This is a genomic window from Campylobacter sp. CFSAN093233, from assembly GCF_011068165.1.
GTDB classification, from domain to species: Bacteria; Campylobacterota; Campylobacteria; order Campylobacterales; family Campylobacteraceae; genus Campylobacter_D; species Campylobacter_D jejuni.
Genome location: NZ_JAAMWY010000005.1, coordinates 84,273 through 109,551, shown reverse-complemented (window position 1 = coordinate 109,551; position 25,279 = coordinate 84,273). Strand labels below are relative to the sequence as shown.

The following is a 25,279-nucleotide window of genomic DNA, read 5'->3' as shown; positions in this document are numbered from 1 at the left end:
GATTTTCCTTGCTGATTACCAATTTAATTTAAAAACACTCCCTTGATTTTCTACAGATTCGCAAATAATCTTAATATCATTATCATCACAAACTTTTTTTACCAAAGAAAGCCCTATACCAAATCCTCCTTGATCGGTATTAAATCTTGTATATCTATCAAAAATATGATTTAAATTTGACTTTGAAATTCCACAACCTGTATCCGCAATACTTAAAAAATTGGCTTTTAAAATTATAGAAATTACTCCACCTTTTTTATTGTATTTAATAGCATTGCTTATAAGATTATCAATCAATTTAGAAATTTGACTTTTAGGAGCAAAAATATTTGCTTGATTTAAATCAAGCTTTAGTGTAATTTTTTTTTGCTCAAAAAATACTTTAAAATATTCCAATCTTTCTTCAAGTAGTATTCTTAAATCAAATTTTTGTTTTTCTGTTTCTAAGGTATTAGGGAAATTATAAAAAACAAGATCAGAGTACACTTGAGACAAACTTTTTGCAGCAAGCTTAATCCTTGTAAATTTAGTATTATCTCCTAAATTTTGATGCTCAAGTTGTTCTATACTCATCAAAATAACACTTAATGGGGTATTGAGTTCATGAGTTGAATCTTTAATAAAACGATTTAGTGTGCTGATTTTATCCTCCAAAGGCTTTAGAGCAATTTTTACTAAAATATAAGATATTAAACCCAATATGCAAAAAGCCATAATAGCAAAACCAAAAACTTTCGTTCTAATCCAAAAAAGATCTTTGCCAACATCTTCACCCTGTATTAAAATTTGCAAACCATCGTTAGTATTTACTTCTTCATTGCTAGCATGTCTTAAAAAATAATGATCTGCACTCATAGGAGCAAGGAAAAAAACCTTATTATCACAAATACCTCTACCTTTAAGCTCTATCTTTGCCTTTCTTAAATCAAAATCTATATTACTAAAAACAATCTTTTTAGCATCAAATATAGCAAATTTTAGTGCTGTGCTTTGAGCAATATTTTTTGCACTTATATCTATAGGGGTAAAACGAGAATTTAAGATGCTTATAACAATGTTTCTATGATTTTCTCTCAAAGTGGCACCCTTCAAAACAACTAATTCTTCATATAATTTTTGATACCATAATGCAAAAAAAATAGTTAAAAAAATACCTGTAGTTGTTAGGTAGATTAATAAAATTTGCCTAATGACTTTTTTAGCCATAGCAATATCCCCTGCCTCTTTGATTTATAATTTTTTCTTTTCCTAAAATTTTACGTAAATTTTTTACATAAGCTCTTAAACTTAGCTCACTAGGCTCCTCATCATAATCCCAGAGTTCTTCAAAAATTCTCTCTGTGCTTAAAAAGTTGTTTTTATTTTTAAGTAATAAAGACAAAAGCTTAATTTCTTTACTCGGTAAAGTCAAGGCTTTATTATTATGGTAAAGAATTTGTGTAGTAAATTCAAATCTAAATCCATCTCCTAAATCTTCAAAATCTTCATTTTTATGTGAAAAAGCTCTTTTAAGCAAAGCTTTAACCCTGATAGATAACTCGGCAAGTTCAAAAGGTTTTTTTATATAATCATCACAACCTGCGTCAAAGCCTTGTTTTAAATCGTTTGTTGTGTTTAAAGAAGTCATGAAAATTGCTGGAGTTTGCTTTCCGCTTTTTCTTAATTCTTTAAGTAATGAAAATCCATCTCCTAAAGGAACTTTTACATCTAAAATCCAAAGATCAAAATATCTTTCATAAGCCATATCTAAAGCTTCTCGTGCATTATCGCATAAAAATACTTCATATCCTTCATCGTTTAAAAACTCTTCAATGATCTCACTCAAGCTCAAATCATCTTCTAAAAGTAAAATTTTAGCAGCCATAATTTAAATCTTTCTAACTTCAAATCTCTTAAATATATATCATTGTATCAAAATTCTTATCAATTATTTAATAAAATTTCATTTTTATTTAATTTATTTTTATCTATAATCCTTTCATACAAATAAATTTTTCCTTAAGGAGTTAAAATGCTTCCAAAATGGGATAACAGCTATAGTGTGCACAATGCTAAAATTGATGAGCAGCATAAAAAGCTTTTTAAACTTGCTACAAAAGTTGAAGTTGTATCAGATAGATCTGTAAGTAAAAATGAAGTCAAAGAACTTTTGGCTGAATTTTTTAATTATATGAAAGATCACTTTAATGATGAAGAAAAATACATGCAGCTAATAGGCTATCCAAATTTAGAAGAACATCGAAAAATACATAAAGAAATCATCCAAACCATGATTAATTTAATCAAAAATATCAAATCAACCAATGATCTTAAAGAAAAACTTTATATAGTGGCTAAAAAGTGGCTTTTAGAACACATACTATATGAAGACATGAAAGTTGAAAAATGGAGAAGTTCTTCTTTGTCTACAGATGATGGTGGCGATGTTAGCTTTGAAGCAGCAGAAGATGAAGATAATGAGTATCCACAATTTTATCTTTATACCTGTAATTGTCCTGGTAAAATTCACGATGTTCCTTATAGCATTCATCAAAAAATAGAATTACAAGGTCATAAATTTACTTGTAAAACTTGTAAACAAGCTATAAAATTTTACAAAAAATATTCTTAAGGAGGATAAAATGAAACGCAATGTAAAAACTTATTCTTTTAGAATGCCTTTAGAGCTTAAGGAGCGTTTGGATAATTTAAGTAAAAATCTTTCTAAACCAAAATCAACCATAGTAAAAGAAGCTATAGAGGCTTATCTTAATGAAGTTGAAGATTTTTCTTTTGCTGTTAATGCCCTAGAAGAACTTAAAGATGGGGATTATCAAAAGGCGAGTAAAAAAATAGATAAAATTGTCAAAAATCTTAAACAAACAAAATAAAAACTTTATCACAATTTTTTGTGATAAAGACTTATTATTTTTTTATATTAAAATACATTTATGAATATTAAAAATGGAGTTAAAAAAGTGGCTCCGGATGTAGGATTCGAACCTACGACCAATCGGTTAACAGCCGACTACTCTACCGCTGAGCTAATCCGGAATATTTAAAAGTAAAATGTGATTATAGTGAAATTAAAAAACTTTGTCAAGGATTTTTTCACAAAAATGCATTTTTTATGTAAAAAAATTAATTTACTCCTTAACAATAACACTTTTTAAATTTCTAAAATAAAACAAATTTACCCCATCTTCATATAAATAATCAAGCTTCATTCCATGTGTTTCTAAAATAGTATTTACAATATAAAGCCCTAATCCAAAACTTGATTTTTGTTTTGATCCTTGAGTAAAAGCTTGAGTATAGTATTCTAAAGTATTGTTAAGCTCAGGACCACGATTTTTAAAACAAATATAATCATCTATAATATCAATTTGCACAAACCCATCTTCAGAATGTTTAATACCATTATCTATCATATTTTTAATCGCCGTAGTAAAAAGTTTAAAATCCACATTTACAAAAAAACTTTCTTCCATAAAAATACGTATATTGCTATCATCTCGCATTGCAATTTCTTTGGCTTCATCTAAAACATCTAAAATATTGTATTTTTTTCTATTTATAAAAGCAGCCCCTGAAGTAATTTGCTCAATAGCAGCAAATTCATTAATTAAAATTTCAAGTCTAGTAAAAACCCCATTTAAGCGCTCTTTATATTTATTATCTTCTATCATTTCTAAAGTTAAGAGCCCTTTAGTAATAGGAGTTTTGAGTTCATGCATAATATTTCTTAAAAAAAACTGACGAGATTGGTTTAACTTTCGAATTTGAACAATGGCTTGATAAAAAGCTTCACTTACTTGTGAAATTTCATCCACCCCAGTGCTTACATCTTCTATATCACCAAGCTTTCCTTGGGCAAATTTATCAATTTGTTTTTTAAGTCTTTTAAGTGGTTTTAATTTTTTAAATATATAAATATAAAGCAATACAAGAATACAAATCACAGCTACAGCTATAGCTTTGATAATAAAATACCTATAGGTTTGATAATCTTGATCCTTATAAAGATAAACCTTTCCATCATAAATAATATTTAAATACACCTGTCTATTATAAGAAATAATCTCGATTAAGCCATTGTTAACCTCAACCCTAGCTAAAACATCACCTCTAAAAAGAATTTTACGGATCTGCTTTGCTTCTGTTATCTCATCCATTTTATTATAATTTTTTGTCTGCTCTTCAAATTCTTTTTCACTGATAACTCCTGCAAAATTTAAGAGCCTTGCATTAGCTATCAAAGAATATTTTGTGTTTAATTCTCTAGTATAATTTTGCTGATCATATTCTATAAGCCACAAAAAGCCAAGTATAACACTAACCCCAGCAAAAATAAAAATAAAAGTTATAGTATAAAAAATCGAAGATTTATTCATTGAGTAAGCTTATAACCTATTCCACGTATAGAGTGAATATATTTTGGAGTTTTTGGATCATCTCCCATCTTTTGACGAATTCTACTGATAATAACATCTATACTTTTATTACTAGAATCCTCACTAATAGAAGAACAATTATAAACAAGCTCTTCACGACTTACCACTCCACCCTCTTTTTTAATCAAATAGCTTAAAATATCAAATTCAGCATTAGTTAAAGTAAGCTCTTGTCCTTTCATGGTAATAATATGCTTATATTGATCATAAACAAGATCTTTTACACTTTTTGCTATGGCGCTTTTTGTATTTGAAATACGTCTTAAATGACTTTTAATGCGTGCTTGTAATTCTTTTGGATTATAAGGTTTTGGTAGGTAATCATCTGCTCCAAGCTCTAAAGCATTAACCTTATCTGTAATATCATGTCTTGCGCTTGAAACAATAATAGGTGTATCATACTTTTTACGAATCTCTTCACACACTTCAAGCCCATCAAGCCCTGGCAAAGAAAGGTCTAAAATGATAAGCTGATATTCTTTTAATGCAAGCTTAGAAAGACCTATATAAGGCTCATGAGCTATATCAACTTTCATATCAAATTTTTCCAAATATTCAGCTGTAATTTCTGCTAATTCTAAATCGTCTTCTATCATAAGAATATTTGTCATAGTTTTCCTTTATTTTAAACTTAATTTTAATTTTAAACTAAAATTTATAACAAAAGGAAAATCCTTCCGTTATTTTTATTTAAGCACAAGCAAAGTCGCAAAACCATTGCGATATACCCAAACTTTGGTAAATTCTTTTTTATTAACTTGTTTTAAAGCTTGTTCTAAATCTTTTAAATTTTTAATTTCACTTTGTCCAACACCTATGATAATATCACCCTCTTGGAAACCAGAATTTTTTCCTTTGCTCTTTTCTTTAACACTATCAACCAAAACACCATTAACATCTTTTGGAATTTGCAAACGATCCTTAAGTCTTGGATCTAAATTTCTCAAACTCAAACCATCAATCAAATCACTTTGTACGCCTTTAGGATTTTCTTTTTCACCTTTAAGAGTAAAACTTGTTTGCTTATTTACTCCATCTCTTTCGTAACTTAATGAAATTTTTTGACCAATCTCTAAAGTTCCTATATAATTTTTAAGATCAATAGGACTTTTTATAACCTTATCATTAACTTTAGTAACTAAATCTCCACGCTTAATCCCTGCTTCATCAGCACTTGAACCTTTTTGAACATCAGTGATTAAAGCTCCTTCTTGATTTTTGTAAGCTTTTTTAGTATCACCTTGCAAAGCTGAAATAGTCACACCTAAAAATCCTCTATCGATCTTGCCTTTTTCAATAAGTTTTTTAGCTATATCCTTTACCATATTTGAAGGTATAGCAAAACCTATACCGTTATTTCCACCTCCACGAGAAAGAATAGCTGAATTAATACCTACTAAATATCCACGACTATCTACCAAAGCTCCGCCTGAATTTCCTGGATTGATAGAAGTATCTGTTTGTATAAAATTTTCATATTGATTTAAACCTATATTGTCTTTGTTTAAAGCAGATATTATCCCACTTGTAACACTAAAACCAACTCCAAAAGGATTTCCAAGTGCAAAAACAACATCTCCTTCCATTAAATCATCAGAATTTGTAAAAGTAATAGCTGAAAGATTATTAGCCTCTATTTTTATAACAGCCAAATCTGTTTTTGGATCTTTGCCTATAAGTTTTGCTTTATATTCTGTGTCGCTTCCTGGCAAATTCACTGTAATCGTATCAGCATCATCTACAACGTGATTATTTGTTACTATATAACCATCTTTTGAAATAATCACTCCCGATCCCAAAGAACTTACCACTTCTTTATCATTCTTTCCTTTTCTTTGAGGAAAATCAAAATCAAAAAATTGTTTAAAATAAGGATCATTAAAAAAATCATCCAAAGGACTTGGACGATTCGATCTTGTAATAGTTTTTGAGGTGGAAATATTAACCACTGATTTTTTTGCATCTTTAATAGAATCATGATAAGAAAGCACTGCATTTCCAGCAGCAGGATTCACACGATTAGCCGTTGTAGTTGATTCGTTAAAATTAATACTTGCAGCAAATAAAGCACTTGCTAAACTTAATGATAAAAAAATCTTTTTCATCTCATTTCCTTTTGTCTTTAAAAATAAATCATCTCGTAAAATATTTTACTGTCTTCATAGTATAAAACCGAAAATTTACAAAATTGTAAATAAAACCTTGAGTGATAAAAATTTATAAAACTTGATTGACTTAGGCTAAAGTTTATGTTATAATTTAATCCTTTATATAATCAAGTAAAAATTTTTAAGGAAATATAACATGAATAGTTTATACGAAACTCTTGAAGTTAGCAAAAACGCTAGTGCAGATGAAATAAAAAAAGCTTACCGTCGCCTAGCTAGAAAATATCATCCTGATATCAACAAAGAAAAAGGCGCGGAAGAAAAATTTAAAGAAATTAATGCTGCTTATGAAATTTTAAGTGACGAAAAAAAACGAGCTCAGTATGACCAATACGGCGATTCTATGTTTGGTGGACAAAGTTTTCATGATTTTTCAAGAAATACTGGTGGGGTAAATTTAGACGATATTTTAAAAGATCTCTTTGGAGGAGGCTTTGGTGGACGCTCAAGAGGGGATTTTAACGGCTTTTCTTCAAAAGGCTTTAGCAGTGGTTTTGGAGGATTTGGAGGTTTTGAAGAAGAAAATTTAGACAGTAATCTAGAGCTTCATATTCCTTTCGAAAAAGCTGTTAAAGGCGGGGAACATAGTTTTAATTTTCAAGGCGAAACCATTAAATTTAAAATTCCACACGGTATAAAAGAAGGCGAGAAACTAAGAATTCGCTCTAAAGGAAAACAAAGCAGAAATGGAGCTAGAGGCGATTTAATCATTATTGTAAAAATAGAAGAAAGTCCTATTTACACAAGAGAAGATGATGATTTATATCAAAAGGTTGATATTTCTTTAAAAACTGCACTTTTTGGTGGAAAAATAAATATAAAAACACTCAAAGAAGGCAAGGAAGAAGCGACAATTAACATAACGCCTAATTCAAAAAATAATCAAAAAATTCGTTTAAAAGGTTATGGAGTGCAAAATAGAAAAAGTGATATTTATGGGGATATGTATTTGATTTTAAATGTTGTTTTGCCAAATTTAGATACTCTTGATGAAAAATTTATAAAACTCTTAAAAGAAAAATTACCTTAAAAAAAGGAATAAAATATGGAACACCATTATGATGAACCTGTATATTTAATCAGTGTTGTAGCTAAAGTTTTAAGCATACATCCACAAACCTTAAGGCAATACGAAAGAGAAGGATTGATAGAGCCAAGTAGAACCGATGGCAAAATAAGACTTTATTCTCAAAGAGATATTGACCGTATTAAACTTATATTGCGTTTAACAAGAGATATGGGAATCAATCTTGCTGGGGTAGATGTTATCTTAAAATTGAAAAACCAACTTCACGAATTTGAAAATTTAATTGATGAACTACGCTTAGAATTAAGCAAACAACAAGATAAAGAAGCGGCTAGTAAAGCCGTTGTCAAGCATAAAAATAGCTTTGATTTGATTTTTTATAAGAAAAAATAAAAAATAATGGATAATTTTTTAGAAATTTTTTTAATCACCGTTGCTATAGCTATAGTTTTAAATGTCATATTTAAAAAATTTGAAATTCCAACTATCATTGGATATATAGCTGCTGGAGAAATCATTTCTGAAATTTATCATTTAAGTGGCAAAGGCGAAATCACCCATATAGCCGAATTTGGTATAGTGTTTTTAATGTTTACCATAGGGCTTGAATTTTCTTTTAAGCATTTAATGGCAATGAAACAAGAAGTTTTTTTAAACGGCTCTTTGCAGATGCTTACTTGTGGCTTTGTTTTTATGCTACTTGCTATAGGAATTTTAGGACTTGGAGATAAAAGTGCTACCATAGTAGGCTTTGCACTAGCACTTTCTTCAACCGCAGTGGTACTTAAAATTTTAAATGATAATGGCGATATAAATGAGCAATATGGCAGAAAAGCATTGGGAATTTTGCTTTTTCAAGATATAGCTGTTATTCCTTTGCTTTTGCTTGTAGATATTTTTTCATCCAACAATCAAAACATAGAAAAACTCCTTTTTACCACTTTAATTTCAGCACTTATTTTAATCACTTTATTATTTTTCATAGGTAAATATCTAGTGGATAGAATTTTTAGACTCATTATCCATACTTCTTCTCAGGAAATTTTTATTAGTACTGTTTTATTTATGGTTATTGGAGCAAGTTTTTTAGCAAATTATTTTGGATTTTCTTATTCTTTGGGTGCTTTTATAGCAGGTGCTTTGATAGCAGAAACAAAATATAAACACAAAATAGAAGCAGACTTAATCCCATTTAGAGATTTGCTTTTAGGGCTTTTTTTCATAACTGTAGGCATGCAAATTCAACTTGATGTAGTGGCGCAAAATTGGTTTTTAATCATAGTTTTAACCCTTCTTGTAATGGCTTTAAAATTTGGCATAGTTTTTGGCTTTTTATTTCTTTACACCAAAAAAAGAGTAGCGCTTAAAACAGCTTTTGCCATAGCTCAAATTGGCGAATTCGCCCTAGCAATTTTTTCTCTTTTACAAGCAAAAAATATGCTTGATACCAAAACTTCACAAATTTTAATTGTTGTTTCTATTTTAACCATGATTATCACGCCTTTTATTTTAAACAATATAAGAAAAATTACCAATGTTGTAGAAGATATAGCACTTAATACCAACGCTGTGCAAAATATTGACAGCAATATCAAGCTTAAAAATCATCTTGTTGTTTTTGGCTATGGACGCTTAGGACAAGAAGTCGTACAAAAAATCAAAAACACAGGCGTACCTTATCTTGTTTTAGAAAGTGATTTAAATTTAGTAGAACTTGGAGTTAGTCGGGGTGAAAATGTCGTTTTTGCCAATGCTGCTCAAGAAGAAACCTTAAAAATTGCCAATATAGAAGAATGTGCCGTAGCTATTATCACAGTTACAAATGAAGCTAAACTTGAAATTTTATGTCAAGTGCTAGCTAATTATCCAAAACCTATAGATACTATCATTCATGTAAATGGAACTTTGAAAAAGATGCTTTTTTCTAGCATAGATGAAAATATACGCATCATTCGCTCTGAAAAAGTAATCGCTAGAAATTTAGTTCAAGAAGCACTAGAATGCCGCATTCATAAAAATACCTAAGGAAGAATTTTGACAAAAAATGAAGAAAAAGCCTTACGCGTAAAATACCTAAGAAATCTTGAAAAATTTTTCAATGGTGCTATATCTGCACTTAAAAAAGAAGATTTTGATAAAACTAAATTTGAAGAAAGAATGTTAAAAAATGCTAAATTTTTTGAAAAAAATCCCGCGGTAAATCTTAACTCAACCTATGCAAAAAATCTTGAATTTTTTGTCAATGCTTGTTTAGATTTTTCCAAAGAAAAAAACGAGCTTTTAAATCTTGCCAATGCTTTAGATAAGCAAAAAAAACAAGGTGAGAAAAAAGAAAAACATAAAAATTATTTAAAGGATTATGAATGATTAATGTATTTTTTGATATGGATGGAACTTTAATCGATAGTGCAAATGCCATTTCTTGTGCAGTCAATGAAATAAGACAGGATTTAAACCTAGCCCCACTTTCAAGAGAAATCATTATGCAAACCATCAATACTCCCAATATTGACTGGGCAAAAGAACTTTACAATATAGAAAATTTCCATCATTCTAGTTTTAAAGAAGGCTATGAAAAATATTTTGTCAAGCACTATGAACAAAGCGTGGTGCTTTTTGAAGGAGTAAAAGAACTTTTAGAATTTTTAAAAAGCAAAAATTGTTTTTTAGCTATTGCTACTAACGCCCCGCAAAGCTCACTTTCAAACATACTTAAAAAACACGATATCATTCCTTATTTTGATAAAATTTTAGGCGTAAGTTTAGGCATAGAACCCAAACCTCATCCTATGATGCTAGAGCTTTTAAAAAGCGAGGCTCCATATAAAACAAGCGTTTTTATAGGAGATAGTCAAAAAGATAAAGAATGTGCTAAAAATGCTAATTTGCCTTATTTTCATGCCAAATGGTATCAAAAAAATTTAAAAGAAAATGAATTTAGCAACGCTAGTGAACTTAAAGGCTTTTTGCAAAAGTATTTATAAGTTTTTTAATGAAATTTTAGTTAAAATTAGAAATAAATTTTAAAAAGAGTAAATTATGAGTGAATTATTAATAGAAATTGGTACAGAAGAATTACCTGCTATTCCTTTGCTAAAAGAATTAGCTAATATAGAAAAAAAATGGAGCAATGTTTTAGAAGAATACCGCTTGGTAAGTGATTTTAAATTTTATTATACTCCGCGTCGTTTAGTTTTTTTTCATGAAAATTTTGCAGACAAACAAGAAGATAGCTTTGCTGAATTTATAGGAGCACCTAAAAATGTTGCTTATAAAGATGGAGTTTTAACTCCTGCGGGACAAAGCTTCCTGCAAAAAGCAAGGATCAGTGAAAATGAACTCTCTTTTAAAGAAATCAAAGGCAAGGAAGTTTTGTACCATCAAAAAGCTATTAAAGGTTTGCAAAGTCAAGAAATTTTAGGAGAAATGGTAGAAAAATTTCTAAAAAGTCTTAGTTTTGGCAAAAGTATGCGCTGGGGTGCAAATTCTTTTGAATTCATCCGTGCGATCCGTTCTATAGCTTGCATTTTAAATGATGAACTTGTTAATTTTCAAAGCTATGGAGTAAAAAGTACTAAAAAAACTTTCATTCACAGAAGCGTAAGTTATGATTTGCAAGATTTTAACAATGCAAAAGAATATTTTGAACTACTAGAAAAAAACTATATCATCCTTGATCCAATCAAAAGAAAGGAAAAAATACTTGAGCAATTTAAACTCATAGAAAGTCAAAAAAATATACAAATTGGAGAAGATGAAGAGCTTTTAGCTGAAGTAGTTGCTATCACAGAATATCCTAATGCACTTTTAGGAAGTTTTGAAGAAGAATTTTTAGAAATTCCTAGCGAAGTAATCATCACTTCAATGAGAGAAAATCAACGTTATTTTGCAGTTTTTAACGATAAAGGCTTAAGTAATCATTTTATAGTAGTAAGTAATGCAGTATGTAAGGATTATTCAAAAATCATACATGGAAATGAAAGAGTTTTGCGTGCAAGACTTAGCGATGCAATGTTTTTTTATCAAAATGATTTACAAAATGGCTTAAAACCTGAAAAACTTGCCAAAATGACCTATCTTGAAGGTTTAGGCACAATGCAAGATAAAAGTTTAAGAGAGATTAAAATTGCTGAAATTTTATGTCAAATGCTCCATAATGATAAAATCGAAAATATCAGCACAGCACTAAAATACGCCAAAGCAGACTTAGCCACACAAATGGTTTATGAATTTACTGATTTGCAAGGCATTATGGGAAGTTATTATGCGCAAAAAATGGGCTTAGATTATCAAATTTGCTTAGCCATCAAAGAACAATATCTTCCTAATTCCGAACAAGCTCCACTTCCAAGTACAGAATTTTCAAGCATAGTAGCCCTTGCAAACAAGCTTGATACCCTTATAGGACTTTTTAGCATAGGAAAAATTCCAAGCGGAACAAAGGATCCTTATGCCTTAAGAAGAGCTGCCAATGGGATCATTAAAATTGCTTTAAATTTAAATAAAGAATTTGATATCCAAATTTTATTAGAAAAACTTTCAAATCATTATAAAAGCTTTGATATGCAAATTTTAAAAGATTTTATTTTTGAAAGACTTTATACTTTTTATACAGTCAATGCTTCTTTTGTAAAAGCGGTTTTAAGCTCACACAATACAGATCTTATCCATATCAATCAAAGCGTAAATGCTCTTATAAAACTTAGCAAAAAAGATAATTTTAATGAAAATTTTGCAACCTTTAAAAGACTAGCCAATATCGCCACTAAAAATCCTCATAAAGTTGATGAAAGTCTTTTTGTTCAAGAAGCAGAAAGTAAACTTTACAAAGCTTTTCAAGAAAAAACTAAAGCCAACTCTTTACAAGAAAAACTTGAAAATCTTTTTGCACTTAAGCCTTTTATTGATGAGTTTTTTAATCAAGTGATGATTAATGCTGAAGATGAAAAACTTAAAAATAATCGCCAAGCTTTGGTTTATGAAATTTATGCGGAGTTTTTAAAAATCGCCGATCTTAAAGAGTTAAGCCTATGAAAGCCTTATGGCTTTTTTTAAGCCTTACTCTTTGGCTTTTTGGAGCTCAAAATTTAGAACTCATCAAAGGTCAAGCTTTATTTTTGGAGCTAGATAAGAAAGATTTTTTATCTTTAAAAAATAATGGTAAAAATATTCCCACTTTTACACATCCTAAAAATCAAGAAAAAGTTCTAGCTATTTTTTCCTTACCTTACAAAAATCCCCCGCAAAATACAAAACTTATCGCATTTTATAAAGATAAAAAAGAAGAAATTTTCATAAAAACTTTAGAAGGTAATTATAAAAGTGAAAAATTGCAAGTTGAAAACAAAAAGATTTTTCCACCAAAAACCATACAAGAACGCATCACTAAAGAATTAAAAGAAGCCAATGCGATTTATAGTTCTTATACTCCAAAAGCTTTATTTAACGGTGCTTTTAATATACCTTTAAATTCTTTTATCACAAGTGATTTTGGCAAAGCAAGAACTTTTAATGAAAAAGTAGCAAGTTATCATAGCGGAACGGACTTTAGAGCTGCCACAGGAACACCTATTTATGCAGCCAACTCAGGCATAGTAAAAATTGCAAAAGATCGTTATTTCGCAGGAAATTCAGTAGTCATTGATCATGGTTTTGGAATTTATTCACAATATTATCATCTTTCTAAAATCGATGTTAAAATAGGACAAAAGATAAAAAAAGGTGAATTTATAGGACTTAGCGGGGCTACAGGTAGGGTAAGTGGGCCGCATTTGCATTTTGGAATTTTAGCTGGAGGCAAACAAGTTGATCCTTTGGATTTTGTATCCAAATTTAATGCTATTTTTCAATGAAATTTAGTGACTTTTTCCATGCTTGGCTCCATGAAAGCTATTATAAAAATGCTGTAAGTATAGGAAAAAACGGAGATTTTTTTACTGCTGTAAGCGTAGGAAATCTTTTTGGCACACTTTTAGCCAAGCATTTTTTAAATTTAATAGATAAAAAAATTTTACAACTCCCTTTAGAACTTGTAGAAATAGGCGCTAATGAAGGATATTTAAGTCGTGATTTTTTAGCCGCTTTGCTTGAATTAAGACCTGAAATTTTTTCTCAAATTTCTTTTTTCGTCATAGAACCGCATGAAAAATTAAGAACTTTACAAAAAAAGACTTTAGAAGGAGTGGAATTTACTCACAAAAATAGTCTTAAAGAATGCCATTTTAAGAACGCTTTTTTCTTTTGCAATGAACTTTTTGATAGTTTTGCTTGCGAACTTATAGATCATGATAAAATGGCATTTGTAGAAAATTTTAAACTTATTTTTAAAAATATGGATGAAAATTTAATCACAAAATGCAAAGCTTTAAATCTTAAAAAAGGTGAACTCAGTTTAGAGCTTGAAAATTTTTTTAAAGATTTAAACCAAACTTGTGAGAGATTTATATTTGCGGGATTTGACTATGGAACTTTAAATCCACAAAGTTTTAGCTTAAGAATCTATCAAAAGCACGAAGTTTTTAGCCCTTTTAAAGTATCTTTAAAAAATTTTTTCTGCAAAAGCGATCTAACTTATAATGTCAATTTTACTCATCTTCAAAAACTCATCAAAGAATATGATTTTAAACCTTTAGCTTTTAAAAAACAAAGTCTTGCTTTAATGGATTTTGGTTTTGAAGATTTATTAGAATACACAAAAAATAAAAACATTAAAACTTACGAAAGTTTTTTATCTCAAGCTAAAATTTTATTTTTTAATTTTGATGAAAAATTTCATTTTTTCGAATTTCAAAAAAACTAAAATTTTATATTTTTCATACTCGCTAAACAAACCCCCTCCCTTAAACCCTCATCAATGACTAGAAGTTTATGTTTATCAAACAAAGCATAAAACAGCAAACAACCTGCACTCAAATAATTTTTTCTCATCGCGCCTACTTCTTTTATAGCCTTTTTTTCTTCCATATGAAAAAGTTTAATAGCATAATTTAAAAAATCCTTATGGTAAAGTTTTTTACCATTTACTTTAGTTGCTTCATACTTTTCATAGCTTATATTTTGTTTTAATGCGCTAAGTGTGGTAGGAACTCCGGAATTTAAAACCACCGTTTTAGCCCCTAAAGAACGAAGTTCCTTTTTAATCATAGCCACCTCATCAAAAGCCCTAAAAGCTAGATGCTTTAAATAGGGATTTGCAATTAAAAAATGAATTTTAAGTTTTTTATCTTTAATATTTATGATAAATTTAGGATATTTTTTTATTAATTTTTTATAAGAAATACAAGATTTATAATAAGAATGGTAATTTTTTTCATAAAAACTAATAATACCAAAATCAAAACTTTTAAAACTTTTTCCAAAAGAAAGCTCACAAGAAGCCCCTCCTAAATCACAATACGCAAACTCTCCCCAAATTTTAAGCCTTCTTAAACCTGATTGCATACCTAAAACACTGATCTTAGCTTCACTTTTGGCATCTATAAGCTTAAAATCAATCCCAAATTCTTTTTTTAAATGGGCAAAAATTTCATTTGTATTGCTTGCCTTTCTAAAAGCTGCAGTCGCTACAGCTCTCGCTTTGCTTAAATCTTGCTCTTTAGCTAAAATACTCAAAGTATTTTTTAATCTTTGTATGGCTTCTTTAGAAATTTCTCCACTTTGATTTAGATTTTTCGCTGCCCCAATAACAAATTCATATTCTTTTAATTTATTTAATTTTTCATCCATTTGTACTGCTCTTAAAGTATTTGAACCAAGATCTATACCTAACATGACTTTCCTTATTTGATTTTATAGTATAATAGCAAAAAAGTTCTAAAGGAAAAATATGCTTTTAGGTGTAAATATCGATCATATTGCAGTGTTAAGACAAGCTAGAATGGTAAATGATCCTGATCTTTTAGAAGCTGCTTTTATAGTAGCTAGACACGGAGATCAAATCACTTTGCATGTAAGAGAAGATCGCCGTCATGCTCAGGATTTTGACTTGGAAAATATTATAAAATTTTGCAAAAGCCCTATCAATTTAGAATGTGCTTTAAATGATGAAATTTTAAATTTAGCTCTTAAACTCAAACCTCACCGCGTTACTTTAGTGCCTGAAAAAAGAGAAGAGCTTACTACAGAAGGGGGGCTTTGTTTAAATCATGCTAAATTAAGACAAAGCATAGAAAAACTTCAAAATGCAAACATTGAAGTTTCACTTTTTATTAATCCTAGTTTAGAAGATATAGAAAAATCAAAAATTTTAAAAGCCCAATTCATAGAGCTTCATACAGGACATTATGCGAATTTGCACAACGCACTTTTTAGTAATATTTCTCATACTGCTTTTGCCTTAAAAGAACTCAATCAAGATAAAAAAACCTTGCAAGCTCAATTTGAAAAAGAATTACAAAATTTAGAACTCTGTGCCAAAAAAGGCCTAGAACTTGGCTTAAAAGTAGCCGCGGGACATGGTTTAAATTACAAAAATGTAAAACCCGTAGTAAAAATTAAAGAAATTTGCGAGCTAAATATAGGACAAAGCATTGTAGCAAGATCTGTATTTACAGGACTTCAAAACGCTATTTTGGAAATGAAAGAACTTATTAAAAGATGAAAAAACTAGCCATTAGTATAGGCGATATAAACGGCATAGGACTTGAAATTTTAGTGCGTTCTCATGAAGAACTAAGCAAAATCTGCACACCTTTTTATTTTATCCACGAAAGCTTGCTTGATAAAGCTTCAAAACTTTTAAATTTAAAACTTTTTAATGCAAAAATCGTAGCTTTTAAAGATGGAAAAGACTATGAGTTTAATTTTGTAAAAAAAGAAAATTCTCTTGAAATTTACTCTTTCTACCTTCCTTTAGGCTTTAAAGTGGATGAAAATTTTGAAATCAAAGCCGGAGAAATAGATACAAAAAGTGGACTTTATGGTTTTTTAAGTTTTAAGGCGGCAAGTTATTTTGTCTATGAAAAACACGCCCATGCCTTGCTTACTCTACCTATACACAAAAAAGCTTGGGAAGATGCAGGACTTAAATACAAAGGACACACCGATGCTTTAAGGGATTTTTTTAAAAAAAATGCCATTATGATGTTAGGTTGCAAAGAACTTTTTGTAGGGCTTTTTAGCGAACATATACCTTTAGCTAAGGTGAGTAAAAAAATCACTTTTAAAAATTTAAGTATCTTTTTAAAAGATTTTTACAAAGAAACACATTTTAAAAAAATGGGGCTTTTAGGTTTTAATCCTCACGCTGGAGATTATGGAGTTATAGGTGGAGAAGAAGAAAAGATCATGGAAAAAGCTATAGCCTTTGTTAATGCCTTTTTACACTCTAAAAAAGATGAAAAATTTTTCAAAAAAGCCTTAAAAGATGAAAATTTACAAAAAGAATTGCTTTTAAATTTTAAAGGCAGGGGCGTTTATCTACCCTATCCTTTAGTGGCTGATACAGCTTTTACTAAGACTGGTTTAAAAAACTGCAATCGTTTAGTGGCTATGTATCACGATCTTGCCCTTGCTCCTTTAAAGGCCTTGTATTTTGATAAAAGCATCAATGTAAGTTTAAATTTACCTATCATACGCGTTAGCGTTGATCATGGCACGGCCTTTGATAAGGCCTATAAAAATGCTAAAATCAACACTAAAAGTTATTTTGAAGCGGCTAAATTTGCAATCAATTTACATTCTAAAGCTTAAATTTAGCCCTAGAATCAATCAAATCTTCTTTAGCTAAGCTGTCTATAAAATCTTGCAAATCTTTATTGGTATTTAAACTTTGAGTGAGTAAATTTTCATATTTATCAACTTTATTTTTAAAAATTTGCTCTAAAACTTCTTTAGTCTTTGTATCTTTTTTTGCTCTTTGCATAAGTTCTAATAAAACCTTAATATAAGCTTCTTGCATGCAATCACTTGCATTGAGTAAAGATAAAATAGGATTTTCCCCTGCTTTTGTATTTTGCATATTTTTTATACAAATTTTTCTTTCTTTAAGCATCTTTTTTGAAATGGCTTTAAAATCTTTTTTCATCTTTTTATCTGCTTTTTTTGAAATATTTTGATATAAACTACTATAGATGTTATCTACTAAAGCAAGTTTTTTATTATCAAATTCATTACGCACACCAATTTTATTGCATATCATAAGTTCATCATCACTTTTGCCATCATATTTGATTTTAGAGCAATCAAAACTAGGTTTTACTTCATCTTTATAAATAAGCTCATCAAAACTCAAAGCCCCTAAACTCGCCAAACTTAAACCAAGCAATAAAATAATTTTTTTCATTATTTACCTTTAAAATTTTTATTTTATTTTAACAAAAATATTTTGAATTTTTTAAGGAAATTAAGCCTTTATTTTATTATAATGCGTTTTTATTTTTTATAAGGAACTTAAAATGCAAAATTACAAAAAAGCTCTTTTTGCACTAGCTCTTAGTGCTTTTTGTATGGGCGTAACTGAATTTGTTATGGCAGGAGTTTTGGTTGATGTTGAAGCGTATTTTAGCGTAGATGCAAAAACCGCGGGCTATCTTACAACCTTATATGCTATAGGTGTTGTTATAGGTGCTCCTCTTATCACCATACCTTTAAGTCGTTTTCATAGACATACACAACTTTTAATCAATCTTGGAATTTTTGCTTTAGCAAATTTCATCATCTTTTTTAGCCAAAATTTCTATCTTACTGCTTTTGCACGCTTTATAGCAGGAACACAACATGGGGTATTTTTTGTCATTGCCACCTTAGCTGTAAGTGCTATAACTCCAGATGATAAAAAATCAAGTGCTCTAGCTATAATGGTCACAGGGCTTACTGTAGCCTTAGTTACTGGAGTGCCGCTTGGAACTTTTATAGGGCATTATTTTGGCTTTAAATTTATCTTTTTACTCATTTTTATCATTACAAGTCTAGCATTTTTTGGAGTATGGCATATGATGCCCAAAAATTTACATCCTAGCCCAACCAGTCTTAAAAATCTAATCCCTGCTTTTTCTCATCAAAATTTGTTAAAAACTTATACTATAACCATTTGTAGTTGTGGGGCTCAATTTGTTCTTTATACTTATTTGCAAAAAATACTTGTAGAAATAAGCGGTTTTAAAGTCCAAGATACAGCTTATATCTTGCTTTTATATGGAATTTGTGCAATTTGTGGGAATTTATGGGGCGGAAAAATAGTAGATAAAAAAGGTGCTATTTTTTCTTTGCGTCTTATTTTAAGCATACAAGTTCTAGTATTTTTAAGTGTATTTCTCACCATGCATTCTAAAATTTTAATCATTTTTAGCGTAGCTTTGATAGGATTTTTTGCCTTTTCAACCATACCTGCACTAAAAATGCTTAGCATTACTAAAGCTAAACGCCATACTTATAAAGTCATAGACAGTACAGTAAGTGTGAATGAAGCAGCTTTTAATGTAGGCATAGCTTTAGCAAGTTTTTTAGGTGGGATTGTTTTAGCAAGATTGGGTATAGAATTTAATGCTTTATTTTCAGCACTTTTTGTAAGCCCTGCTTTGATTTTTGCCTTGCTTTTTGCCAAAGATAAATTAAATTATAAAAAATTTCAAAGAAAAAGTTTTACAAAGGTATAAATTGGAATAGAAATTGCTTGCTTATTTAATGTAAAGTTAAATAAAGGAGGAGAAAATGGTAGTAGATAATACTCAAAAAACATCAAATGCTATCTTTAGCACCACAACTAAAGTTAAAGAAAAAAATACTTCGGCAGATGAATTTCAAGCCACATTAAATGAAGTAAAAAACAAAGAAGAAAAGGAAGATAAAAAAACAAACTCAAGCAAATTTACTAACGAAGACATTGATCTTGGTGCTGTTAGAGAAGATTTTAGATCTTATGCTTGGCAAAAAATGAGAGAAGATCAATACAAAAAAAATGAGGAGACTTTGCTAAATAAGCTTTTTACTACAATTGACGCAGGAAATGCCACAAACAATACAAAGGCTTAATATACAAATCAATCAAAACTCAAACTACATAAACGAGAATTCCAATAATTCTCGTAAAATTTCTAATAACTCTGGATAAAATGAAAAAATTTATTATTTCCTCTATATGAAGAAAATATAGAAAAATTGACCAATTTAATTTATCAAATTCTGTTATAATTTTGCTAAAAACAAAGGAAAATAATGATTTTTATCGATGCTTGCTTTAAAAAACCTACACCCTACACCCCTATTTGGATGATGCGTCAAGCAGGAAGGTATTTGCCAGAATATATGGAAGTAAGAAAACAAGCGGGTGATTTTCTCTCTTTATGCAAAGACTATAAAAAAGCTTCTGAAGTTTCTTTACAGCCTATTGATATTTTAGATGTAGATGCAGCAATCATTTTTTCAGATATCTTAGTTGTTCCTCTTGAAATGGGTATGAATTTACGTTTTGAAAAAGGAGAAGGGCCTGTTTTTGATAATCCTATTTCAACCCTAGAAGATTTAGAAAAACTTGACGATCAAAATGCACATAAAAAATTAAATTATGTCTATGATGCCTTAAAGCTTACAAGAGAAAAATTATCTCAAAACAAGGCTTTAATAGGATTTTGCGGAAGCCCTTGGACTATAGCTACCTATATGATAGAAGGAAGTGGAAGTAAAAATTATGCAAAGTGTAAAAAAATGCTTTATCAAAACCCAGAACTTTTACATAAAATTCTAAACAAACTAACTCAAGTTTTAAAACTTTATTTAGAAGAGCAAATTAAAGCAGGTGCTAATGCTATACAAATTTTTGATAGCTGGGCAAGTGCTTTAGAATATGATAAGTTTTTTGAATTCTCTTTTAATTATATGCTTGAAATTTCAAATTTTATTAAAAGCAAATACCCAAATATACCTGTAATTTTATTCCCTAAAGGCATTAGCGGTTATTTGGATAGAATCGATGGTAATTTTGATGTTTTTGGAGTTGATTGGAGCACTCCGCTTGATTTAGCACGTGATAAACTATCGCACAAATACACTCTTCAAGGCAACATGGAACCTTGTAGACTTTATGATAAAAATGCCATCAAAGAAGGAGTCGGAAAAATACTAAAAACCATGCAAAATAAAGCTCATATTTTCAACTTAGGACATGGGATCTTGCCTGATATTCCTGTTGAAAATGCAAAATATTTTATCAAGCTTGTACAAGAAAGTTCAGCTAAATGAAAATACTCTTTGGTCCTGTTAGCTCAAGGCGTTTTGGAAGATCTTTGGGTATAGATTTAAGCCCTAGTAAAAAACAATGCAATTTTGATTGTGTTTATTGCGAGCTTGATCCAAAAAAAGCCCAAGAAAAACAGGATGAAATTATCAGCATAGATAAAATTATCTCCGAAGTTAAAGTTATGCTTGAAAAAAATGTTGAATTTGATTTTCTTACCCTTACTGCCAACGGAGAGCCTAGTCTTTATCCTTATTTAAATGAGCTTATTTTATCTTTACGCAGCATTGCTAAAGATAAAAAATTGCTTATTTTAAGCAATGGTACAGCTGTATTAGATGAAGACAAATTTAATGCTTTGCTAAAACTAGATGTGGTCAAATTTAGCCTGGATAGTGCAGTTGCTAAAACTTTTTATCGTATTGATAGAGCTTTAAAAAACATTGACTTAGAAAAAATGATAGAAAAAATGGCAGATTTTAGAGCTAGGTTTAATGGAGATTTGATTATGGAAATTCTAGTTGTTAAAGATCTTAATGACAACGAAGAAGAATTTGAAGCACTTAATCAAGCTTTAAAAAAAATCATGCCTTTAAGAGTTGATCTAAGCACCATAGATAGACCTCCTGCTTATGCTGTTAAAAAAGTAAGCGAAGAAAAACTTTTAGAACTTTCTAAACTTATAGATTCTACTCCCGTACTCTTAGCCAAAAGACATTATGAAGGTGAAAAACTAAGCTTCAATGAAGAAGAATTATTAAAAATGCTTCATTTGCGCTCACAAAGCGAAATAGACATTGAAGTGAAATTTGATGAACAATCCAAAACTCTCTTAAATCAACTTATCAAAGAAAAAAAGGTAAAAATTCTCGATTTAGCTGGAGTTAAATTTTATAAAGTTTAGGCCTTTGGCAAATACTTTCTAAGTAAAGTTATAAGATCATTTCTACTTACATCACTTAAAACTTCGCTCACACAATCAAAATCCCTAACTTTTTCCTTTGAAAAAAAGATGATATGGCTTTGTGGATGCTGTTTTTTATAAGCACTTAGCAAATTTCTCATTTGCTCAAGATCAAATTTAATTAATTCATAATCAAGTAAAATCAAACGATAAGTCTCCTTGCTTAATTCTTGTTTTAATTGACTAAAAGAATTTATACATATATTTTTATCACATTGTTTTTCTATTATATTAAAAAACAAGGTTGCATCAAAATCATTTTGTTTAAAAAGCAATACATTATTTTGATAAGGGGTTTTAAATTTTAAAGTGCAAACCTTATCAAGCTTGTTTTGCAAAATATTTTCAAGATCTTTTTTTTCAAAAGGTAAAGTTAAAAAATACTCATAATGTGTATTTTTATGCCGACCCATCACTATAAAATCATAATTTTTCTTTACATTTTTATTGAAAATTTTATCCTTGATAAAAATCAAATGAAAGTCATTAACATCAAAACTTAAATTTTTAAAACAAGTGCTTTCTATGCCAAAATACGAAAGTAAATTTGCAAGTAAAAAATTCTCAAGCTCATCATTATTAACTATGGCCACACTTGCTTCAAATTGCAAAACCTTTCCATGAGATGTTCCTATAATGCTTTTATGATGCTCTAAAGCCTCATTTAATTCTAATCTAATTTGATCTTTTTGAGAATTTAAGGCATTTAAAATCAAAGAATTAATTTCTTTATTATACCCTTCATTTAAGCAACGCATTGCATTAGATATATTTACAAGCTGATATAAATTTTCCTCCAATAAATGCAAATATCTATCTTTTTCATGGGATATTTTAGTTAAATTTTGGCTCGTAGTTTCAAATTTTTCCTTTAACAAATCAAGCGCACTATCAACATCAATCTTTTTTTGAAAATTTAAAAAATCATTTTGCATGCAAAAAATTTTTTGATATATTTTGTTTATATTTCTATTTTGCCTAAAAGCAAAAATAAAAAGTGTTAAAGATAAAACAAAAATGCTAGAAAACATACCTATTTTCAGTTGTTCAGTAACACTATCAAGCTTTGAGATATCAATACTTAAATACGCTAAAATTAGATTAAAAATAAAAATTATCCCTGCTAATATCAAATCAATTTTCCTTTATCTTTTGCGCCGCTTTCCTGCCTACAAGCATTGTAAGATCTTTAAAATCAGCCTTATATATAGATTCAAAATTTCCATAATACGCTAAAAGTTTTTGTATAACCCCTGAACTAAGTCCTAAATTTGCAAGCTTAGAACTTTTCAAGTCCTGTTTTTTCTTAGTATTTTGATGAAAGCTGATAGCAAAACGGTGTGCTTCATCTCTTAATTTCTGTAAGAATTGTAGTTTTTTATCGTTAATGCTTAGACTAAATTCTCCTTTTAAGGAATGAATTTTATCCTTAGCACCCCCTTTAGCTCTATGTGCTTTTGCATCGATTTTTTCTTTTGAAATAGCTAAAATATCGACATTTGCCCCACTACTTACAATGATTTCTTTAGCCAAATCAAGCAAAGCCTTTCCCCCATCTATAAGCCATAAATCAGGAGGAGGTATTTTATCAAAGTCCAAAGCCCTACGCGTTAAAACTTCACGCATTTGATCATAGTCATTTTTATGTTTTAAATGAAATTTTCTATATTTTGACTTATCCCAAGAATTTATTCTATAAGTTACCATAGCTCCAACATTTGCCACGCCTTGCAAATGAGAATTGTCAAAAATTTCTATATCATTTGGTAAATTTTCAAGCTCAAAATAAAACTTTAATTCTTTTTGTATAGTAAAATCATGATTTTTTTGCTCTTTTTCTATATTTAAAAGGGCATTTTGAAAAGCCAAATCACAAATTCTTCTTTTTTCTCCTATTTTAGGGATTTTAATACTGATTTTTTTATCAAACCTTTGGCTTAAAATTTCTTCTAAAAGCACTCTATCTTCAAATTCTTCATAAACATAAATAACATTTGCAAGCAAAGGAATATCCATGCTAAAATTTTCTAAAATCAGTTGCTTATAAATTTCATTTTGATCCCATTGTATATCATTTCTTATAGGAGTAATCTTAGAATTTGCACTGATAATTTTTCCATTTTGCACCACAAAACGCAAGGTTGAAAGCACGGAATTTTTAAAAGCTAAAGCAAATACTTCAAAATCTTCTAATTTCGCAATATCTATTTCAACCTTAACTTCCAAATCTTTAATCATTGCAATCTGATCTCTTACTTTAGCTGCTTCTTCGTAATTTTCATTTTGTGCTAAAACAAGCATTTGTTTTTCTAAGTTTTTAAGCAAAACACTAGGATTTAAAAGTGCGTGTATAGCCTCATCTAAAATTTCAAGGTATTTTTCCCTGCTGATGAGTTTATCACAAGGTGCAAGACAACGAGAAATTTGATAAAAAATACAAGGGGATTTACAACTTGCTTTTTGCTTTAAAGGATAGTATAAATAAAGCGCATCTAAAAGCTCTCTAGCGCCTTTAAAAAAAGGGCCAAAATATTTAATTTTGCTTTTTTTTACTAATTTTCTAGTGATCTCAAAGCGTGGAAATTCTTCTTCAAAATCCACATAAATATAAGGATAAGTTTTATCATCTCTTAGCAAAATATTATATTTTGGATGCAGTTGTTTGATAAAAGAATTTTCTAAAATCAAAGCATCAGCCTCTGAATTAGTAGCAATAAATTCCAAATGCACTGTTTCTTCAATCATTTTTTGAATTCTTAAAGAATTTCTTGGATTTGCATGTAAATTTGGAGTAAAGGCAAAATAAGATTTGACACGATTTTTAAGATTTTTAGCCTTGCCTACATATAAAAGCTTTCCTTCTTGATTAAAATATTGATACACTCCAGCACTATTGGGAAGAGTTTTTAACTCATTTTCTAAATTCTCTTTAATCAAGATTAGAACCTTTTTTTATAAGCTCTCTTAAATCTTCAAATTTCTTAAATAATTTTTTATCTTCAAAGCAATTTTTAAATTCACCCTTAGAAAGCTCCAAATAAGAATTTTTAGAGAGTTTTTCATCATTTTTGTTTTTATTTGCCGCATAAGTGTATTTTTGAGAAAAGATTTTTATATCTTTTATATCAACAAATCCACTTAAAGGATATTTCTGTCCATATGCTTTTATGAGAAATTTAATATAAATTTTGCTATCATCATGATTTAATTCTTGATAAGCTGCTGGATGTAAGGTTATTATATTTAAAATATGATTTTTTACATAAATTTTAGCAATCAAACGTTGCTTAGCAAGCGGAAAAGAACTTAAAAAATCTTTGCAAAAAAATAAGGTTTTTAAAGGCTTATAATGAGGTTTATCCATCAATTCATTAATAACAGCACTAGCGTTTTTAGTCATCTTAATATTATTTCTTTTTCCCATAAGATGATTTTAGCATTTCTTTTCTTAATTTTCTTCTGTGCTTGCGGATATAAAGGCAACCCTCAATACACAAGCTATGAACAAAATGGTTC

General features: G+C 29.2%; 26 protein-coding genes and 1 tRNA gene. 16 read left to right on the top strand and 11 right to left on the bottom strand.

Annotation, left to right across the window (positions count from 1 at the left end; translation table 11 throughout):
- Nucleotides 1-15: 15 nt before the first annotated feature.
- The gene (gene dccS / locus FBF15_RS03400) at nt 16-1,206 is read right to left on the bottom strand and encodes a two-component system sensor histidine kinase DccS (RefSeq protein ID WP_165434560.1); all 1,191 of its coding nucleotides are present in this window, start codon (nt 1,204-1,206) and stop codon (nt 16-18) included.
- Nucleotides 1,199-1,864 carry a two-component system response regulator DccR gene (gene dccR / locus FBF15_RS03395; protein WP_038816727.1) on the bottom strand — a complete coding sequence of 222 codons (666 nt, stop codon included), beginning with the start codon at nt 1,862-1,864 and terminating at the stop codon, nt 1,199-1,201. The genes dccS and dccR overlap by 8 nt, the downstream gene beginning before the upstream one ends.
- 147 nt (nt 1,865-2,011) lie before the next feature.
- Between dccR and FBF15_RS03390 the strand changes: the two genes are divergently transcribed.
- Together FBF15_RS03390 and FBF15_RS03385 are read left to right on the top strand one after the other, a co-directional pair.
- A complete protein-coding gene (locus tag FBF15_RS03390) occupies nt 2,012-2,611 on the top strand; it encodes a bacteriohemerythrin (protein WP_038816726.1) in 600 nt (199 codons plus the stop codon).
- Between the two features lie 10 nt (nt 2,612-2,621).
- Nucleotides 2,622-2,870, top strand: a complete 249-nt coding sequence (locus tag FBF15_RS03385) for a ribbon-helix-helix domain-containing protein (RefSeq protein WP_002853192.1) — start codon at nt 2,622-2,624, stop codon at nt 2,868-2,870.
- Between the two features lie 88 nt (nt 2,871-2,958).
- On the opposite strand, the gene FBF15_RS03380 is transcribed toward FBF15_RS03385, so the two are convergent.
- The 4 genes from FBF15_RS03380 to htrA form a co-directional block, all read right to left on the bottom strand.
- Nucleotides 2,959-3,033: transfer RNA gene (locus FBF15_RS03380), tRNA-Asn, on the bottom strand.
- 92 nt (nt 3,034-3,125) lie between these two features.
- Nucleotides 3,126-4,373, bottom strand: a complete 1,248-nt coding sequence (locus FBF15_RS03375) for an ArsS family sensor histidine kinase (protein WP_002853241.1) — start codon at nt 4,371-4,373, stop codon at nt 3,126-3,128.
- Nucleotides 4,370-5,044: a response regulator transcription factor gene (locus FBF15_RS03370; RefSeq protein WP_002853196.1), complete on the bottom strand. Its 675-nt coding sequence runs from the start codon at nt 5,042-5,044 to the stop codon at nt 4,370-4,372. The genes FBF15_RS03375 and FBF15_RS03370 overlap by 4 nt, the downstream gene beginning before the upstream one ends.
- Nucleotides 5,045-5,119: 75 nt before the next feature.
- Entirely contained in the window at nt 5,120-6,538 is a 1,419-nt protein-coding gene (htrA, locus tag FBF15_RS03365) for a serine protease HtrA (protein WP_165434559.1), read from the bottom strand.
- Nucleotides 6,539-6,737: 199 nt separating this feature from the next.
- Between htrA and FBF15_RS03360 the strand changes: the two genes are divergently transcribed.
- From FBF15_RS03360 to FBF15_RS03325, 8 genes are read left to right on the top strand one after another with little or no spacing between them, the layout of a single operon-like run.
- Complete coding sequence (locus FBF15_RS03360; RefSeq protein ID WP_165434558.1) at nt 6,738-7,631, top strand: J domain-containing protein; 894 nt, start codon at nt 6,738-6,740, stop codon at nt 7,629-7,631.
- Nucleotides 7,632-7,646: 15 nt separating this feature from the next.
- Entirely contained in the window at nt 7,647-8,021 is a 375-nt protein-coding gene (gene hspR / locus FBF15_RS03355; protein ID WP_002853935.1) for a heat shock transcriptional regulator HspR, read from the top strand.
- 6 nt (nt 8,022-8,027) lie between these two features.
- Nucleotides 8,028-9,653, top strand: coding sequence for a cation:proton antiporter (locus FBF15_RS03350; RefSeq protein WP_032591427.1), 1,626 nt, complete (start codon nt 8,028-8,030; stop codon nt 9,651-9,653).
- Between the two features lie 9 nt (nt 9,654-9,662).
- Nucleotides 9,663-9,995: a hypothetical protein gene (locus FBF15_RS03345; protein ID WP_002867367.1), complete on the top strand. Its 333-nt coding sequence runs from the start codon at nt 9,663-9,665 to the stop codon at nt 9,993-9,995.
- Nucleotides 9,992-10,612 (top strand): HAD family hydrolase, encoded by a 621-nt coding sequence (locus FBF15_RS03340; RefSeq protein ID WP_002853160.1) that lies wholly within the window; start codon nt 9,992-9,994, stop codon nt 10,610-10,612. Before FBF15_RS03345 ends, FBF15_RS03340 begins: the two co-directional genes overlap by 4 nt.
- Before the next feature lie 55 nt (nt 10,613-10,667).
- Nucleotides 10,668-12,662: a glycine--tRNA ligase subunit beta gene (gene glyS, locus FBF15_RS03335; RefSeq protein ID WP_038816723.1), complete on the top strand. Its 1,995-nt coding sequence runs from the start codon at nt 10,668-10,670 to the stop codon at nt 12,660-12,662.
- The gene (locus FBF15_RS03330; protein WP_038816722.1) at nt 12,659-13,480 is read left to right on the top strand and encodes a M23 family metallopeptidase; all 822 of its coding nucleotides are present in this window, start codon (nt 12,659-12,661) and stop codon (nt 13,478-13,480) included. Before glyS ends, FBF15_RS03330 begins: the two co-directional genes overlap by 4 nt.
- Nucleotides 13,477-14,427: an SAM-dependent methyltransferase gene (locus tag FBF15_RS03325; protein ID WP_020247061.1), complete on the top strand. Its 951-nt coding sequence runs from the start codon at nt 13,477-13,479 to the stop codon at nt 14,425-14,427. The genes FBF15_RS03330 and FBF15_RS03325 overlap by 4 nt, the downstream gene beginning before the upstream one ends.
- Here FBF15_RS03325 and FBF15_RS03320 read toward each other — a convergent pair.
- On the bottom strand, nt 14,424-15,398 hold the full coding sequence (locus tag FBF15_RS03320; RefSeq protein WP_020247062.1) for a Ppx/GppA phosphatase family protein: 975 nt from the start codon (nt 15,396-15,398) through the stop codon (nt 14,424-14,426). The genes FBF15_RS03325 and FBF15_RS03320 overlap by 4 nt on opposite strands.
- A gap of 55 nt (nt 15,399-15,453) precedes the next feature.
- Here FBF15_RS03320 and FBF15_RS03315 point away from each other — a divergent pair, with 55 nt between their 5' ends.
- Together FBF15_RS03315 and pdxA are read left to right on the top strand one after the other, a co-directional pair.
- Complete coding sequence (locus tag FBF15_RS03315) at nt 15,454-16,227, top strand: pyridoxine 5'-phosphate synthase (RefSeq protein WP_002868556.1); 774 nt, start codon at nt 15,454-15,456, stop codon at nt 16,225-16,227.
- Nucleotides 16,224-17,318: a 4-hydroxythreonine-4-phosphate dehydrogenase gene (gene pdxA, locus FBF15_RS03310; protein WP_020247063.1), complete on the top strand. Its 1,095-nt coding sequence runs from the start codon at nt 16,224-16,226 to the stop codon at nt 17,316-17,318. Before FBF15_RS03315 ends, pdxA begins: the two co-directional genes overlap by 4 nt.
- Here the strand turns inward: pdxA and FBF15_RS03305 are convergent.
- Nucleotides 17,308-17,910, bottom strand: coding sequence for a hypothetical protein (locus FBF15_RS03305; RefSeq protein ID WP_002853942.1), 603 nt, complete (start codon nt 17,908-17,910; stop codon nt 17,308-17,310). The genes pdxA and FBF15_RS03305 overlap by 11 nt on opposite strands.
- A 112-nt stretch (nt 17,911-18,022) precedes the next feature.
- On the opposite strand from FBF15_RS03305, the gene FBF15_RS03300 reads away from it, so the two are divergent.
- From FBF15_RS03300 to FBF15_RS03285, 4 genes are all read left to right on the top strand, one after another.
- Nucleotides 18,023-19,222 carry an MFS transporter gene (locus tag FBF15_RS03300; protein ID WP_002853994.1) on the top strand — a complete coding sequence of 400 codons (1,200 nt, stop codon included), beginning with the start codon at nt 18,023-18,025 and terminating at the stop codon, nt 19,220-19,222.
- A 55-nt stretch (nt 19,223-19,277) separates the two neighbouring features.
- Nucleotides 19,278-19,598: an invasion antigen CiaC gene (ciaC, locus tag FBF15_RS03295; protein WP_002853224.1), complete on the top strand. Its 321-nt coding sequence runs from the start codon at nt 19,278-19,280 to the stop codon at nt 19,596-19,598.
- Nucleotides 19,599-19,781: 183 nt separating this feature from the next.
- Nucleotides 19,782-20,804 carry a uroporphyrinogen decarboxylase gene (gene hemE, locus FBF15_RS03290; RefSeq protein ID WP_002859305.1) on the top strand — a complete coding sequence of 341 codons (1,023 nt, stop codon included), beginning with the start codon at nt 19,782-19,784 and terminating at the stop codon, nt 20,802-20,804.
- A complete protein-coding gene (locus FBF15_RS03285; protein ID WP_002853556.1) occupies nt 20,801-21,703 on the top strand; it encodes a radical SAM protein in 903 nt (300 codons plus the stop codon). Before hemE ends, FBF15_RS03285 begins: the two co-directional genes overlap by 4 nt.
- Here the strand turns inward: FBF15_RS03285 and FBF15_RS03280 are convergent.
- From FBF15_RS03280 to FBF15_RS03270, 3 genes are read right to left on the bottom strand one after another with little or no spacing between them, the layout of a single operon-like run.
- Complete coding sequence (locus FBF15_RS03280; protein ID WP_002854153.1) at nt 21,700-22,896, bottom strand: hypothetical protein; 1,197 nt, start codon at nt 22,894-22,896, stop codon at nt 21,700-21,702. The genes FBF15_RS03285 and FBF15_RS03280 overlap by 4 nt on opposite strands.
- Before the next feature lies 1 nt (nt 22,897).
- On the bottom strand, nt 22,898-24,700 hold the full coding sequence (uvrC, locus tag FBF15_RS03275) for an excinuclease ABC subunit UvrC (RefSeq protein WP_002898461.1): 1,803 nt from the start codon (nt 24,698-24,700) through the stop codon (nt 22,898-22,900).
- On the bottom strand, nt 24,693-25,187 hold the full coding sequence (locus FBF15_RS03270; RefSeq protein WP_002898460.1) for a hypothetical protein: 495 nt from the start codon (nt 25,185-25,187) through the stop codon (nt 24,693-24,695). The genes uvrC and FBF15_RS03270 overlap by 8 nt, the downstream gene beginning before the upstream one ends.
- Nucleotides 25,188-25,279 lie beyond the last annotated feature (92 nt).

Bases quoted from the DNA above. Each gene is read 5' to 3' on its own strand.
- dccS (WP_165434560.1), bottom strand. From the start codon at position 1,206: ATGGCTAAAAAAGTCATTAGGCAAATTTTATTAATCTACCTAACAACT.
- dccR (WP_038816727.1), bottom strand. From the start codon at position 1,864: ATGGCTGCTAAAATTTTACTTTTAGAAGATGATTTGAGCTTGAGTGAG.
- FBF15_RS03390 (WP_038816726.1), top strand. From the start codon at position 2,012: ATGCTTCCAAAATGGGATAACAGCTATAGTGTGCACAATGCTAAAATT.
- FBF15_RS03385 (WP_002853192.1), top strand. From the start codon at position 2,622: ATGAAACGCAATGTAAAAACTTATTCTTTTAGAATGCCTTTAGAGCTT.
- FBF15_RS03375 (WP_002853241.1), bottom strand. From the start codon at position 4,373: ATGAATAAATCTTCGATTTTTTATACTATAACTTTTATTTTTATTTTT.
- FBF15_RS03370 (WP_002853196.1), bottom strand. From the start codon at position 5,044: ATGACAAATATTCTTATGATAGAAGACGATTTAGAATTAGCAGAAATT.
- htrA (WP_165434559.1), bottom strand. From the start codon at position 6,538: ATGAAAAAGATTTTTTTATCATTAAGTTTAGCAAGTGCTTTATTTGCT.
- FBF15_RS03360 (WP_165434558.1), top strand. From the start codon at position 6,738: ATGAATAGTTTATACGAAACTCTTGAAGTTAGCAAAAACGCTAGTGCA.
- hspR (WP_002853935.1), top strand. From the start codon at position 7,647: ATGGAACACCATTATGATGAACCTGTATATTTAATCAGTGTTGTAGCT.
- FBF15_RS03350 (WP_032591427.1), top strand. From the start codon at position 8,028: ATGGATAATTTTTTAGAAATTTTTTTAATCACCGTTGCTATAGCTATA.
- FBF15_RS03340 (WP_002853160.1), top strand. From the start codon at position 9,992: ATGATTAATGTATTTTTTGATATGGATGGAACTTTAATCGATAGTGCA.
- glyS (WP_038816723.1), top strand. From the start codon at position 10,668: ATGAGTGAATTATTAATAGAAATTGGTACAGAAGAATTACCTGCTATT.
- FBF15_RS03330 (WP_038816722.1), top strand. From the start codon at position 12,659: ATGAAAGCCTTATGGCTTTTTTTAAGCCTTACTCTTTGGCTTTTTGGA.
- FBF15_RS03325 (WP_020247061.1), top strand. From the start codon at position 13,477: ATGAAATTTAGTGACTTTTTCCATGCTTGGCTCCATGAAAGCTATTAT.
- FBF15_RS03320 (WP_020247062.1), bottom strand. From the start codon at position 15,398: ATGTTAGGTATAGATCTTGGTTCAAATACTTTAAGAGCAGTACAAATG.
- FBF15_RS03315 (WP_002868556.1), top strand. From the start codon at position 15,454: ATGCTTTTAGGTGTAAATATCGATCATATTGCAGTGTTAAGACAAGCT.
- pdxA (WP_020247063.1), top strand. From the start codon at position 16,224: ATGAAAAAACTAGCCATTAGTATAGGCGATATAAACGGCATAGGACTT.
- FBF15_RS03305 (WP_002853942.1), bottom strand. From the start codon at position 17,910: ATGAAAAAAATTATTTTATTGCTTGGTTTAAGTTTGGCGAGTTTAGGG.
- FBF15_RS03300 (WP_002853994.1), top strand. From the start codon at position 18,023: ATGCAAAATTACAAAAAAGCTCTTTTTGCACTAGCTCTTAGTGCTTTT.
- ciaC (WP_002853224.1), top strand. From the start codon at position 19,278: ATGGTAGTAGATAATACTCAAAAAACATCAAATGCTATCTTTAGCACC.
- hemE (WP_002859305.1), top strand. From the start codon at position 19,782: ATGATTTTTATCGATGCTTGCTTTAAAAAACCTACACCCTACACCCCT.
- FBF15_RS03285 (WP_002853556.1), top strand. From the start codon at position 20,801: ATGAAAATACTCTTTGGTCCTGTTAGCTCAAGGCGTTTTGGAAGATCT.
- FBF15_RS03270 (WP_002898460.1), bottom strand. From the start codon at position 25,187: ATGGGAAAAAGAAATAATATTAAGATGACTAAAAACGCTAGTGCTGTT.